The organism is Marinifaba aquimaris (genome assembly GCF_013328345.1).
GTDB lineage: Bacteria > Pseudomonadota > Gammaproteobacteria > Enterobacterales > Alteromonadaceae > Marinifaba > Marinifaba aquimaris.
In genome coordinates this window covers 32,477-46,857 of sequence record NZ_JABULX010000006.1, presented here as the reverse complement: position 1 = coordinate 46,857, position 14,381 = coordinate 32,477, and the positions used below count along the sequence as shown (strand labels likewise).

Below are 14,381 nucleotides of genomic sequence, written 5' to 3'. Positions count from 1 at the left end.
GCGCAATTAAAAAGAACAAATGATTAACTAGGAATGGCTGTGAGCGAATCTATCAGTATCGGTATTTTTGGCGCCAATGGGCGTATGGGACGTGCTTTAATTGAAGCAGGTCATAATGAAGAGCAAGCAAATTTAACTCAAGCTTTAGTTCGTGATACATCTAGTTTCAAGGGTATTGATGCAGGTGAAATTGCTGGCATCGGCAAAATAGATTTAGCGACAGTGGCTCAATCTTCAGCAAATGCTGATGCCGATGTTTATATCGACTTCACTTTACCTGATGCATGTATGGCCAATCTTGGTTGGTGTGTGGCCAATAAAAAACCAATTGTTATTGGCACAACGGGTTTATCAAAAGAGCAATTAGCAAAAATTGATGACGCAGCTAAGCATATTCCAATTGTTTTCGCTTACAACATGAGTGTGGGGGTTAACTTATTGGTGAACTTATTAAAAACAGCTGCTCGTGTGATGGGTGATTACACAGATATTGAGATCTGGGAAGCACACCACAGATTCAAAAAAGATGCACCATCTGGTACAGCGCTTATGCTAGGCCAAGCGATTGCTGAAGAGTTAGATCGCGATTTAGACAAAGTCGCAGTGTGGGAGCGTAAAGGTGATACTGGCGAGCGTGATCGTGATTCAATCGGTTTTGCTACTGTCCGTGCGGGTGATATTGTCGGTGAGCATACCGCAATGTTTGCAGACATTGGTGAGCGTATTGAGATTACGCACAAAGCGTCAAGCCGCTTGACGTTTGCTAAAGGTGCAGTTCGTGCTGCGCTTTGGTTAAAAGGTAGAGATGTTAAGCTTTACGATATGCAAGATGTATTAGGCCTAAAAGGTTAAACAATAACCTGTCGTCTAGAGAGGGCGTTTTTTAGTCTTTTTTATGTTTAAGTCGATCAGTTTAGATCACTGAGCTAAGTTTAACGATCAACTATCTTCAACTAATTTTATTTTTAGGTAAGAGAGTTAAAAGCACTAACTTAAATTGTGACATTTTTATGTAATCGCTTATAGGTTAAAGACTTCATCGATGCTTAGTTTAACTTTGATTCATTAAAAGTATCGTTAAACTTAACGTAAGAAAGCTTAATCAATATTAGTAAAGCGTTATTTTTAAAGGTTTTATCGTGTTTTTCACGGTAAAACCTTTTTTTATGCATTTATGTAAATTTTTATGGCGTTAATCTGAATAATCAACTACAATGCGCAAGATTTACCTAAAGCAAAATTTTTTATCTTAATTTGAAACGGTGCGCCCTAGCAGAGGCCCCGTTTTTTAATGCTCAGGAGGCTGTTTTGGCTGAAACTGCCCTGTTAGTACTCGAAGATGGTACTGTATTTAAAGGCACTTCAATTGGTGCAAAAGGCGTATCTGTTGGTGAGGTGGTATTCAACACTTCAATGACAGGTTATCAAGAGATTCTTACTGATCCTTCATACGCAGAACAAATCGTTACTTTAACTTACCCACACATTGGTAACACAGGTACCAATGATGAAGATGAAGAATCTTCTCAAATCTGGGCTAAAGGCTTAGTGATTCGTGACCTTCCTTTATTAGCTTCAAACTTCCGTAACCAGCAAAGCCTAAGTGATTACTTAGCTCAACGTAATATCGTTGCTATCGCTGATATTGATACGCGTAAGTTAACACGTATTTTACGTGAGAAAGGTGCGCAAAACGGTTGTTTAATTACAGGCACTGAAGATGCGACGGAAGCACTAGGGAAAGCAAAAGCGTTCCCTGGCTTAAAAGGCATGGATTTAGCCAAAGAAGTAACAGTAAAAGAACAATACAACTGGACTGAAGGCTCTTGGCAGTTAGGTCAAGGCCATGTGACACCAGCAGAGGAAGGTCAATTCCACGTTGTTGCTTATGACTTCGGTATTAAACGCAACATCTCTCGTATGTTAGTGGACCGCGGTGTTAAGTTAACAGTTGTACCTGCTCAAACACCTGCCAAAGATGTTTTAGCTTTAAACCCAGATGGTATTTTCTTATCAAATGGTCCTGGTGACCCAGAGCCATGTGATTATGCAATTACAGCTATCAAAGAAATTTTAGAAACAGATATTCCAGTATTCGGTATTTGTTTAGGTCACCAATTACTTGCATTAGCAAGTGGTGCGCAAACTGTGAAAATGAAATTTGGTCATCACGGTGCTAACCACCCAGTTCAAGACATTGAAAAGGGTACGGTTATGATTACAAGCCAAAACCACGGTTTCGCAGTTGATGAAACAAGCTTGCCTGCGAACTTAAAAGCAACGCATAAGTCTTTATTCGATGGGTCACTTCAAGGTATCCACCGTACTGACAAGCCTGCATTTAGTTTCCAAGGTCACCCTGAAGCGAGTCCTGGTCCGCACGATGTTGCACCAGTTTTCGACCATTTCATCGAATTAATGCAAGCGCGTAAAGCCTAGCCCTAATATTGAAAGTTTTGAGAGACGATAATGCCAAAACGTACTGACATAAAAAGTATTTTGATTTTAGGCGCTGGCCCGATTGTAATCGGTCAGGCCTGTGAGTTTGATTACTCTGGTACTCAAGCTTGTAAAGCACTACGTGAAGAAGGTTACCGAGTTATCTTAGTTAACTCTAACCCTGCAACGATTATGACTGACCCAGAAATGGCGGATGCTACTTACATCGAGCCAATTCACTGGGAAGTGGTTGCTAAAATCATTGAAAAAGAAAAGCCAGATGCAATCTTACCGACTATGGGTGGTCAGACTGCACTTAACTGTGCTTTAGATTTAGATAAGCACGGTGTGTTAAAAGAGCACGGTGTTGAGATGATCGGTGCAACGGCTGATGCAATTGATAAAGCAGAAGACCGTGACCGCTTCGACAAAGCGATGAAGAACATTGGTTTAGAAACACCAAAAGCTGAAATCGCTCACTCTATGGAAGAAGCACTAGGCGCGGTTTCGCGTTTAGGTTACCCATGCATCATTCGCCCATCATTCACTATGGGGGGTACAGGTGGTGGTATCGCTTATAACCAAGAAGAGTTCGAAGAAATTTGTACACGTGGTTTAGACTTATCACCAACAAATGAATTATTAATCGATGCTTCATTAATCGGTTGGAAAGAATACGAGATGGAAGTGGTTCGTGATAAAAACGACAACTGTATCATCGTATGTTCTATCGAAAACTTCGACCCTATGGGTATTCACACGGGTGACTCAATCACAGTTGCACCAGCGCAAACATTAACGGATAAAGAATATCAGTTAATGCGTAACGCTTCTTTAGCGGTATTGCGTGAAATTGGTGTTGAAACAGGTGGTTCAAATGTACAGTTCGGTATCTGCCCAGATACAGGTCGTATGGTTATCATCGAAATGAACCCACGTGTATCGCGTTCATCTGCATTAGCTTCAAAAGCAACTGGTTTCCCAATTGCGAAAATCGCAGCTAAGTTAGCTGTTGGTTTCACGTTAGATGAACTACAAAACGATATCACTGGTGGTAAGACGCCGGCGTCATTCGAACCATCTATCGATTACGTTGTGACTAAGATCCCACGTTTTAACTTCGAAAAATTCGCAGGTTCTAACGATCGCTTAACGACTCAGATGAAGTCAGTAGGTGAGGTAATGGCGATTGGTCGTAACCAACAAGAATCTATGCAAAAAGCATTACGCGGTTTAGAAGTAGGCGTATCAGGTTTTGACCCTATTGTTGACTTAAACGATAGCGACGCTAAAACAAAAATTACACATGAGTTAACAGATGCCGGTGCTGAGCGTATCTGGTATATCGCTGATGCATTCCGTTTAGGCATGTCTGTAGAAGATATCTTCAAGTTAACTAAGATTGACCGTTGGTTCTTAGTTCAAATTGAAGACTTAATCTTAAGCGAAAAAGCCATCAGCGAAAAAGGCATGGCTGGCTTAACAAAAGACTTCTTATTTGGCTTAAAACGCAAAGGCTTTGCTGATAAGCGCATTGCAGAGTTAATTGGTGTTTCTGAAAGCGAAGTACGCAAGAAGCGTCAAGCATTAGAGATCTTACCGGTTTACAAGCGTGTTGATACTTGTGCGGCAGAATTCTCAACGTCTACTGCTTACATGTACTCTACTTATGATGAAGAGTGTGAAGCACAACCAACTGATAAAGATAAAATTATCGTATTAGGTGGTGGTCCTAACCGTATCGGTCAAGGTATCGAATTTGATTACTGTTGTGTACATGCTTCTATGGCATTACAAGAAGACGGTTATGAGACAATCATGGTTAACTGTAACCCTGAAACGGTTTCTACCGACTATGACACATCAGATCGCTTATACTTCGAACCGGTTACACTTGAAGACGTATTAGAAATCGTACGTTTAGAAAAGCCAAAAGGTGTGATTGTACAGTTTGGTGGTCAAACACCACTTAAATTAGCACGTGCTTTAGAAGCCGCTGGCGTACCTATTATTGGTACTTCACCTGATGCAATTGACCGTGCAGAAGACCGTGAGCGTTTCCAACAAGCGGTTGACCGTTTAGGTTTAAAACAGCCTGAAAATGCAACTGTAAGTAATATGGAACAAGCGCTATCAGAAGCTGAGAAGATTGGCTTTCCTATGGTTGTTCGTCCATCTTACGTATTAGGTGGTCGTGCGATGGAAATCGTATACGACATTGCTGACTTGAAACGCTACTTAAACGAAGCGGTACAAGTATCTAACGATTCACCAGTATTACTAGACCGTTTCTTAGACGATGCGGTTGAAGTTGATATCGATGCGGTATGTGACGGTGAGCAAGTCGTTATCGGCGGTATCATGGAGCATATCGAGCAGGCAGGTGTTCACTCAGGTGACTCAGCATGTTCATTACCTCCTTATACATTGAGCGCTGAAATCCAAGACCAAATGCGTGAGCAAGTGAAAAAGTTAGCTTTCGAACTTGGTGTAGTGGGTCTGATGAATACTCAGTTCGCGGTTAAAGATGGCGTTATCTACTTAATCGAAGTTAACCCTCGTGGCGCGCGTACTGTTCCTTTCGTATCGAAAGCGACAAGTGTTCCGTTAGCTAAAATTGCTGCACGTGTTATGGCTGGCCAGTCTCTTGAATCACAAGGTTTCACACAAGAAGTGATCCCACCTTTCTACTCGGTAAAAGAGGTGGTGATTCCATTTGCTAAATTCCCTGGTGTTGACCCTATCTTAGGCCCTGAAATGCGCTCTACAGGTGAGGTTATGGGTGTAGGTAATACATTCGCTGAAGCATCTGCTAAAGCAAGCCTTGGCGCAAATGACGTCATTCCTAAGTCAGGTCGTGCGTTATTATCTGTTCGTGATAGCGATAAGAAACGCGTTGTTGAATTAGCGAAGAACTTAGCAGATCTAGGCTATGAGCTAGATGCAACTGGTGGTACTGCTGACGTATTAGCTGATGCTGGTTTAGATGTCCGCAAAGTAAATAAAGTACTTGAAGGTCGTCCTCATATTGTTGATAACATCAAAAATAATGAGTACAGCTATATTGTGAATACGACTGAAGGTCGTCAGGCAATTACTGATTCAGTACAAATTCGTCGTAGCGCGTTGTTAAATAAAGTGGCTTATACAACCACTTTAAATGCAGCATTTGCAGCATGTATGGCACACAAAGCAGACGACAGAAATACAGTTACTTCAGTACAAGAGTTACACGCTCGCGTTAACTAAGGTTATTACGGATGAACCAAGTACCTATGACAGCAGCCGGAGCCGATGCGCTCCGAGCTGAATTAAACGAACTTAAGACGGTAAAGCGTCCTAAGATCATCGCTGATATTGCAGATGCTCGTGAACACGGTGATTTAAAAGAAAACGCTGAATACCACGCCGCTCGTGAACAGCAAGGTTTTTGTGAAGGTCGTATCCAAGAGATTGAAGCTAAGCTATCAAACTCTCAAATTATCGACGTAACTAAAATGCCAAATAATGGTCGTGTTATTTTCGGTGCTACGGTAACGATCTTAAATGTTGAAACAGACGAAGAAGTGACCTACCAAATCGTTGGTGATGACGAAGCTGACTTAAAAGCAAATAAAGTTTCAGTTAACTCACCAATTGCACGTGCCATGATAGGCAAAGAAGTCGATGATGAGTTCACATTACAGTCACCTAGTGGTCCAGTTGATTACGAAGTGTGTGAAGTGCAATACATCTAAGCTTTGATTGCTTTAATTTTTAAAACCCGATGTTAGCAATAACATCGGGTTTTTCTTTTTGTGGTCTAAAATCTAACTAGGTTCGTTAAAACATTCAGCACGATAACAACCTGAGGTGATGCCATGACTACTCCTAGCTACCCATGGGAGCATGATGCGCATAGAGTGTTTAAATATGTCATTCTCGCGCAGTTAGTTCTCGCAATACTTATCGGCTTCTTTACCGATACGCTCTTACAAGCCATATACATTGGATTACCGATCGCTTTATTTCCTTTATTACTACTTTTCAAACAGCCTAACTTGAAGTTGACTAAGCATGCCGTCGCGATTGCTGTGCAACTGATGACGACCCTTCACATTCAGCAAACGATGGGGCTGACAGAATTACACTTTGAAGTGTTTGTAATGTTGGCATTTCTCATTTTTTATCGCGATTGGCAAGTCATACTAACTGCAGTGGTTGTCGTTGCCCTACACCACATCAGCTTTTTTTGGTTGCAAACGCAAAATACAGGGGTTTTTATATTCGAACAAGGCCACTTGATGTTCTACATCTTGCTAATTCACGCCGGTTTTGCTACCGCTGAGGCTTTATTGCTGATGTACATGGCTAACATCAATCGCAAGCAAGCAATCGCTGCATTCCAACTTTCGCATGCCGTAGACTCCATTTTACAAAACCAGGATAAGCTGGATTTAAATATCGATCTTGATAAAGGTAATGAGGAACTAAATGATTTTGGTCGGCTCATTTGTGCATTTCGAGAATTAATTATCAACATTCAGGGTATTAGTCAAAATGTCCACGGTGCATCTGATAACGTCGACTCCATGTCCAATGGTTTACATGATTCGATTTATAATAGCTCTCAACAAATTGAAAATATTGCGCAAGCGATAGAAGAACTTTCGACAACGATTCAAGATGTAGCGGAGCGTTCGCTGCAAGCAAATGTCTATGCCAACCAAGCGTTAGAAAGCTCGTCTTCTGCGAAAGATATTGTGCTCAGTGCTGGCGATAATATTGGCGAGCTTCGCAGTAAATTGTCGACAACCAGTGAAAAACTAAATGAACTCAGTGAGCGTTGTGACTTTATTTCTAATGTAATGGATGCGATCACAGCGGTGTCTGATCAAACTAACTTACTCGCTCTAAATGCTGCTATTGAATCAGCAAGAGCGGGCGAGCACGGCAGAGGTTTTGCTGTGGTTGCAGATGAAGTTAGGCAATTGGCGCAAAAAACCAGAAATAACGCTGAAGAAATCAATGAAGTCAGTAATGTGTTACTGACAGATGCCAAAGCATCGGTTGAATTGATGGGGCAGTGTTTGGAATTGGTCAATGTCGCTGTGGCTAATTCAGATAAAGCGGCAGCCTGCATGCATGAAGTTGATAGCCATATTACCACCGTTAATGACAACATTGCTTCAGTAGCGACTGCTGCCGAACAACAGTCTGCAACCAGTGACAATATCAGTCAGGCAACCAGTTACCTAAATGAATTATCTAATGCGGAAAAAGGGCATATTCAAGATGCGAAAAAACAAATCGATTCATTAACAGAGTCGGCCAGCTCCCTTCGTCATCAATTAGCTCGATTCTCTGTTTAATATGTCCGTTAGGGTATTTTTACTACTGCTTTGTATTTGGCTCGTGTCGATTACACTGCTGCTTGTTAATGACATGAAAACCAAGCTCGTTTGGTTTGACCCTGAATCGGTATTAACTCAGGTGTCGAGTCAACCCGATTTTGATCGTAGGCTAGAACTGTCCTTTAAAGAAAAATTTGAACAGTTAGGCAACACCGTATTTCATATTCATGAGCAAGGGTGTATGTGTTCGCGTTTGACGCAAACTCAAAGAGGAAAAATTGACCAATTAGCGCAAGAGCAAGGAACAATCGTTCAGACATTATCTTTAAGTGAGCAGCCTTGGTTGCGATTTTGGCTACCATCGACACCAGCAATAGTGATGTTTGATGAAACAGAGAAGCTCGTTTATTTAGGTCCATATTCTGAAGGTTGGCTTTGTAATTCGGCCAATAGTTTGGTCGAATCCTTACTACCTAGGTTAAGTAAGACAGTAGGTTCTATCGCTATTGTCCATTCCCAAGCGAAAGGGTGTTATTGCAGTGCCAACTCAAGTTAACATTCCAGTAACGAAAAATTCATTCTCTGTGCTGGCATCCTGTTTTAATGACATCTATATTAAAGCCACGTTTATGTTTGTGATTTGTCACAGTTTTTATTTAAAAAGAGTTTTGCTATGAGCCAATTAACGGATGATATCCAAAAAAATCAGGATGTTTTTGTCAACCAAACCCAAAAAGGTAACCTTGTTTGGGCTTTATGTAATGAGCAAGGCGAGTTTTTATCAGTTGATTCAACCGAATTTGAAGAAACTGAGGTAATGCCGTTTTGGTCTGATGAACAAGACGCTGTGATTCACTGTGTTGAAGAATGGGCTGAGTTTAAACCGACTTCTTTCCCACTTGATGAGTTTGTTGAAGATTGGCTTGTCTCTTTAAATGACGAAAACGTGTTAGTTGGCATTAACTGGAATGCCGAGCTAGATGGTATTGAAATGGAACCTAAAACGGTTGTAGAACTTTACCTCTAATCTATTTTGGCGTTGTATGTTCAACGCCTTTCCCTTCTAGTGTATTGATTATCAATTCTTTTATTTTGGCATGTCCTTTGCTTTAACTTACATATCTTAACTTATTTGTAGACTCGACATTATTTTGACGCTCAATCGTTAATAAGGTCGAAGAAGGAGCAAAGCAATGAAAATTGGTCAATATGATATTGCAGGTAGTCAAAACCTTTTCAATGAAATGCAATCGCTATCAACTCAAGCGCAAAACCCTTTTGCTATCCCAGGACAAACAAATAAACAAATTAACAACACATCATCTGCTAATTTTGGTGATATGCTTAGTAATGCAATCAATAATGTCAATGACTTAGCTCACGATGCTCGCAACAAAACAAATGCTTTTGAGATGGGTGATCAAAGTGTCAGTTTAGCAGAAGTGATGATTACAAAAGAGAAAGCAGGTGTCGCATTTGAAGCAACCATGCACGTGCGAAACAAAGTATTAGAAGCATACGAAAAAATTATGCAAACACCTGTATAAGATTGAGTTTAGGGTAGTTAACTGTGGCAGAACAAGCTGAAACAACCGACATCGCTGTAGCAGACAATACAGCGACGACTGAGGCAGAGAATCAAGAACAAAAATCGGGTTTTTTAGGTGCACTCGGTAATGTTGATATCCTTCGTCAGGTTACCCTGATTTTAGCGTTAACAATTTGTCTGGCGATAGCCCTGTTTATTATCCTTTGGGCGCAAGAGCCTTCATTCAGACCCCTAGGTAAATACGAAACACAAGAGTTAATTGAAACGCTCGACTTCCTCGATCAAAACAAAATTGAATATAAAACCGAAGGCAATGCGGTTTTTGTTATTGAAGATGAATATCAAAAAATCAAACTAATGATGACTCGTGCCGGTATGGAATCTGGCCCTGCTAAAGGCGATGATATTCTTTTAACCGACATGGGATTTGGTGTAAGTCAACGCGTTGAGCGAGAGCGTTTGAAATACTCGCGAGAGCAAAGCTTAGCGCGGACAATAGAAGAATTACAAAACATCAAAAAAGCAAGGGTACTGCTTGCTATTCCAAAAGAAAATGTATTTGCTCGCCATGAAAAGAAACCCAGTGCGACCGTTCTACTTGGCTTGCAGGGTTTAAGACAATTATCTGAAGAAGAAGTCGATTCTGTCGTCGATATTGTTGCATCTGCGGTTCAAGGGTTAGAACCTTCTCGAGTGACTGTTACCGATCAAAATGGTCGCTTACTCAATTCAGGCTCACAAGACTCCCTGGCTTCTCGTTCACGAAAAGAATACGAAATAGAACAAAAACGCGAAGCTGAATACTTAGAAAAAATTGACTCAATTCTTATTCCCATCATTGGTGTGGGCAATTATACCGCTCAAGCTGATGTCACGATGGACTTTACTGCGGTAGAACAAACCCAGAAGCGCTTCAACCCTGATTTACCTGCAGTACGTTCTGAAATGACACTTGAAACAAACTCTGTTGGTGGTGTAAGCGCGGGTATTCCTGGAGCTCTAACTAATCAACCACCTCTTGAATCAGATATTCCAGAAGAAGCTAACGGGGGGCGTGGTAGCTCAGCGAGTCCTGGTAAAAGTCATCGTGAAGCGACACGCAACTATGAGTTAGATACAACGATTAGTCATACTCGTCAGCAAACAGGTACGGTTCGCCGAGTAACGGTATCGGTCGCTGTTGATTATACACAGCAGTTAAATGAAGACTCTGGTGAGATGGAAAGTGTACCGCGTAGTCAAGAAGCACTTTCTAATATCCGTCGAGCCTTGCAAGGTGCAATTGGTTTTAACGTCCAACGCGGCGACTCGTTGGACGTGATCACAATACCATTCAATAAAGAATTACTCGGCGATGTCACCGAAGTGCCTTTCTACATGCAAGAATGGTTTATCAAGATTGCACGTCTGCTGGCGGGCATGATCATCATTATTGTATTAATACTCGCCGTTGTCAGACCTATGCTTCGCAAGCTTATCTACCCAGAAGATACGCCTGAAGATTATGATGATGACACACTGGACTCTGGTGTAGACTTAGGCGATGAAACAATTGATATGCTTTCAAGTGAATTTGACAGCAGTGCAGTTGGCTTTGCCTCGGATGGTTCACTTATGCTACCTGACCTTCACCGAGACGAAGACGTATTAAAAGCGGTTCGTGCGCTAGTAGCTAACGAGCCAGAGTTATCATCTCAAGTTGTAAAAGCCTGGTTGAACGAAGATGCCTGATAATGAAATGCAAGCCATGCCTGGTGCCGAAGGCGTTGGTGGTGCTGAAATTTTTGATGTTAATCGACTCGACGGTGTAGAAAAAGCCGCGATATTACTTTTGAGTTTATCTGAAGAAGATGCGGCGCAAATTTTGAAGCACTTGGAACCGAAACAAGTCCAAAAAGTCGGTATGGCAATGGCTTCGCTTGAAGATTTTACTCAAGATAAAATCACCGCTGTTCACAACCTATTTATTGATGAGATTCAAAGTTTCTCAACGATTGGTTTCCAATCTGAAGAATTTGTTAAGAAGGCCCTTACCGCTGCACTTGGTGAAGAAAAAGCCGGTAATCTTATCGAACAGATTGTCATGGGATCTGGTGCTAAAGGCCTTGATTCACTGAAATGGATGGACTCAAAACAGGTTGCCAACATTATCCGTAACGAGCACCCACAGATCCAAACAATTGTATTGGCATATTTAGAACCAGAGCAATCTGCAGAGATTATGTCGCAGTTCTCCGAAAAGGTTCGACTCGACTTGATGATGCGTATCGCGAACTTAGAAGAAGTTCAACCTGCTGCATTACAAGAATTAAACGAAATTATGGAGAAACAGTTCGCTGGTCAAGCTGGTGCTCAGGCCGCGAAAATGGGTGGCCTCAAAGCTGCAGCTGACATCATGAACTATCTTGATACCAATATTGAAGGCCAGTTAATGGACTCAATCCGTGAACAAGACGAAGAAATGAGTCAGCAAATCCAAGACTTAATGTTTGTATTTGATAACTTGGCAGATGTTGATGATAAAGGTATTCAAGCTATTCTTCGCGAAGTTCAACAAGATGTGCTTATGCAAGCGATTAAAGGTGCTGATGATGGCCTTAAAGATAAGATCATGGGCAACATGTCTAAGCGTGCAGCTGAACTACTGGCAGACGATTTAGAAGCGATGGGCCCCATTCGAGTTAGTGAAGTTGAAGCCTCACAAAAAGAAATTCTATCGATTGCGCGTCGTTTAGCTGATGCTGGCGAGATCATGTTAGGTGGTGGTGGTGGTGAAGAGTTCTTGTAACCACACCTAGATAAGCCAAGTGAAAAGTGGTGAGATGGCGTTTGCTATCTCATACTTATCTTAACAAGCTGTAAAATAACTTTCGCTAAAATTGAAATACTATGTCTAATAAAGTTAAACAAAACCCGCTAGCGGAAGAATTAAAAGCTCACGCAAAAACGTGGGAGCTTCCTATCGTTGAAAATGAACAGACCACCCGCCCTGATGATTACACCAATGCTTTAGGTAAACCTGAAGGTTGGGTTTATGAACCACCAGAACCTGAACCTGAAGCGCCAAAACCGTTAACAGCCGAAGAGATAGAAGAAATTCGCGCTGCTGCGTATGAAGATGGGTTTAATGAAGGTAAACAAGAAGGGATTGAAAAAGGCATTCTTGAAGGTAATGAGAAAGGCTATTCACAAGGCTTGGAGCAGGGACAAGAAGAAGGTTTGGAACAAGGTTTAGAGCAGGCTAAAGGAATCATTGATGAGCGACTTGATGCGCTAAATAAGTTAGTTGAGGCCATGCATCAGCCTTTGCGTGAGTTTGATCAAGCTGCCGAACTTGCGCTTGTCGAATTAGCTGGCGATCTAGCGCGTGCTGTGATTAAAACTGAGCTGTCTCTTAATCAGGATATTCTTTTTAAAACGATAAAAGAAGCAGTCTCTGCTTTACCCTTGAATTCAGCTCAAATTGAAATTCATTTAAACCCTGATGATCTTGCCGTTGTGCAGCAAAGCTATAGCGAAGAAGAGCTGACTAAACGCGATTGGCACTTAATGGCCGAACCGACCATTGAACGCGGTGATTGTGAAGTGAAAACTAAAACGTCTAACATTAGTTACACAATGCAAGATAGAGTATCTGAAATATTGGATAGATTCTTGCAGGATGCTTCTTCAGTCGATTCAAATTCTGCGTAACGTCAAAAAGCTGGCGGCGCAAATGGAGTGTTGTCAGTTTGTTAAGCGAACGCCTTAAATCCTACCAAAAATATATACGTCAAACGTCTCCGAAAGTAGCGGGGCGACTTACCCGCGTGGTTGGTTTAACCCTCGAAGCTGTGGGGTGTCGAGCCTCAGTTGGTAGCTTGTGTGCCGTTGAAACAACCACAGGTTCAATCGATGCCGAAGTTGTGGGGTTTGAAGGTGAGAAAATTTACCTGATGCCAAGTGAAGAAATTCGCGGCATTGTACCGGGTGCTAAAGTGATTCCGCTTGCCGCTGATGAAGGGATTCCTGTTGGCATGATGTTATTGGGGCGTGTTATTGATGGCGCAGGACGGCCACTCGATGGCAAAGGTCCAATCGTTTCTGAGCATCGAACGGCACTTAGAAATACGGCGCCAAATCCACTTGCTCGTCGACAAATATCTGAACATATGGATGTAGGTGTCAGAGCGATTAATTCCATTCTTACCGTTGGTAAAGGCCAACGTATGGGGTTGTTTGCGGGCTCTGGTGTCGGTAAATCAGTATTACTTGGGATGATGACTCGAGGTACCACAGCTGATGTCATTGTGGTTGGTTTAGTCGGAGAGCGTGGTCGTGAAGTAAAAGAGTTCATCGAAGATATTTTAGGTGAAGAGGGCAGAGCGCGTTCTGTAGTGGTTGCAGCACCTGCTGATAACTCTCCTTTAATGCGCCTTAAAGGCTGTGAAACAGCGATGTCCGTTGCTGAATATTTCAGAGACCAGGGCTTAGATGTGCTGCTATTGATGGACTCTGTCACACGATATGCGCAAGCACAGAGGGAAATTGCCTTAGCCGTTGGTGAGCCACCTGCGACTAAGGGTTACCCGCCATCTGTTTTTGCAAAACTGCCCGCTTTAATTGAAAGAGCGGGTAATGGTGGGGCTGGGCAAGGCTCAATCACGGCATTTTTTACCGTTTTATCTGAAGGTGACGACTTGCAAGACCCGATAGCCGATGCTTCACGTGCTATTTTAGATGGACACATCGTACTTTCTCGTGATCTCGCTGATGGCGGCCATTACCCTGCTATTGATATTGGCAAATCTATTTCGCGTGTTATGCCTGCTGTAACGAGCGAATTGCATCAAGAGCAAGCGCGTATTATCAAAGTATTGACGTCTTCATATGACAAGAATAAAGACTTAATCACAATCGGAGCATACAACAAAGGCAGTGATCCAATCGTTGATACTGCTATCGCCCTCAAGCCAACTTTAGACTCTTTTCTTCAACAAAAGATGACCGAAGTGCTGCCATATGATGAATGCTTGAATTCACTTGATCAAATTACAGCACAATTTAAGAGTGATTAGTGA

The 14,381-nt window shown here is 42.0% G+C and carries 12 protein-coding genes; all 12 read left to right on the top strand.

Annotated features, from left to right (window positions below):
* Positions 1 to 51 precede the first annotated feature (51 nt).
* A complete protein-coding gene (dapB, locus tag HR060_RS05935; protein WP_343044179.1) occupies positions 52 to 852 on the top strand; it encodes a 4-hydroxy-tetrahydrodipicolinate reductase in 801 nt (266 codons plus the stop codon).
* A gap of 456 nt (positions 853 to 1,308) precedes the next feature.
* Positions 1,309 to 2,439, top strand: a complete 1,131-nt coding sequence (gene carA / locus HR060_RS05930; protein WP_174199366.1) for a glutamine-hydrolyzing carbamoyl-phosphate synthase small subunit — start codon at positions 1,309 to 1,311, stop codon at positions 2,437 to 2,439.
* A 30-nt stretch (positions 2,440 to 2,469) separates the two neighbouring features.
* Positions 2,470 to 5,688, top strand: a complete 3,219-nt coding sequence (gene carB, locus HR060_RS05925) for a carbamoyl-phosphate synthase large subunit (protein WP_174199365.1) — start codon at positions 2,470 to 2,472, stop codon at positions 5,686 to 5,688.
* 11 nt (positions 5,689 to 5,699) lie between these two features.
* A complete protein-coding gene (gene greA / locus HR060_RS05920; RefSeq protein ID WP_174199364.1) occupies positions 5,700 to 6,176 on the top strand; it encodes a transcription elongation factor GreA in 477 nt (158 codons plus the stop codon).
* 123 nt (positions 6,177 to 6,299) lie between these two features.
* Positions 6,300 to 7,790 (top strand): methyl-accepting chemotaxis protein, encoded by a 1,491-nt coding sequence (locus HR060_RS05915; protein ID WP_174199363.1) that lies wholly within the window; start codon positions 6,300 to 6,302, stop codon positions 7,788 to 7,790.
* Positions 7,791 to 7,833: 43 nt separating this feature from the next.
* A complete protein-coding gene (locus HR060_RS19735) occupies positions 7,834 to 8,328 on the top strand; it encodes a DUF6436 domain-containing protein (protein ID WP_174199362.1) in 495 nt (164 codons plus the stop codon).
* Positions 8,329 to 8,445: 117 nt separating this feature from the next.
* Positions 8,446 to 8,799, top strand: coding sequence for a DUF2750 domain-containing protein (locus tag HR060_RS05905; protein WP_174199361.1), 354 nt, complete (start codon positions 8,446 to 8,448; stop codon positions 8,797 to 8,799).
* 166 nt (positions 8,800 to 8,965) lie between these two features.
* The gene (gene fliE, locus HR060_RS05900; RefSeq protein WP_174199360.1) at positions 8,966 to 9,319 is read left to right on the top strand and encodes a flagellar hook-basal body complex protein FliE; all 354 of its coding nucleotides are present in this window, start codon (positions 8,966 to 8,968) and stop codon (positions 9,317 to 9,319) included.
* 23 nt (positions 9,320 to 9,342) lie between these two features.
* Complete coding sequence (fliF, locus tag HR060_RS05895; RefSeq protein ID WP_174199359.1) at positions 9,343 to 11,052, top strand: flagellar basal-body MS-ring/collar protein FliF; 1,710 nt, start codon at positions 9,343 to 9,345, stop codon at positions 11,050 to 11,052.
* Positions 11,045 to 12,109, top strand: a complete 1,065-nt coding sequence (gene fliG, locus HR060_RS05890; protein ID WP_174199358.1) for a flagellar motor switch protein FliG — start codon at positions 11,045 to 11,047, stop codon at positions 12,107 to 12,109. Before fliF ends, fliG begins: the two co-directional genes overlap by 8 nt.
* A 101-nt stretch (positions 12,110 to 12,210) precedes the next feature.
* Positions 12,211 to 13,014, top strand: a complete 804-nt coding sequence (gene fliH, locus HR060_RS05885; RefSeq protein ID WP_174199357.1) for a flagellar assembly protein FliH — start codon at positions 12,211 to 12,213, stop codon at positions 13,012 to 13,014.
* 38 nt (positions 13,015 to 13,052) lie between these two features.
* The gene (gene fliI, locus HR060_RS05880; protein WP_174199356.1) at positions 13,053 to 14,378 is read left to right on the top strand and encodes a flagellar protein export ATPase FliI; all 1,326 of its coding nucleotides are present in this window, start codon (positions 13,053 to 13,055) and stop codon (positions 14,376 to 14,378) included.
* Positions 14,379 to 14,381: the final 3 nt, after the last annotated feature.

Coding starts and splice junctions, on each gene's coding strand:
- fliG (WP_174199358.1), top strand. CDS start 11,045: ATGCCTGATAATGAAATGCAAGCCATGCCTGGTGCCGAAGGCGTTGGT.
- greA (WP_174199364.1), top strand. CDS start 5,700: ATGAACCAAGTACCTATGACAGCAGCCGGAGCCGATGCGCTCCGAGCT.
- carB (WP_174199365.1), top strand. CDS start 2,470: ATGCCAAAACGTACTGACATAAAAAGTATTTTGATTTTAGGCGCTGGC.
- fliH (WP_174199357.1), top strand. CDS start 12,211: ATGTCTAATAAAGTTAAACAAAACCCGCTAGCGGAAGAATTAAAAGCT.
- HR060_RS05905 (WP_174199361.1), top strand. CDS start 8,446: ATGAGCCAATTAACGGATGATATCCAAAAAAATCAGGATGTTTTTGTC.
- fliE (WP_174199360.1), top strand. CDS start 8,966: ATGAAAATTGGTCAATATGATATTGCAGGTAGTCAAAACCTTTTCAAT.
- HR060_RS05915 (WP_174199363.1), top strand. CDS start 6,300: ATGACTACTCCTAGCTACCCATGGGAGCATGATGCGCATAGAGTGTTT.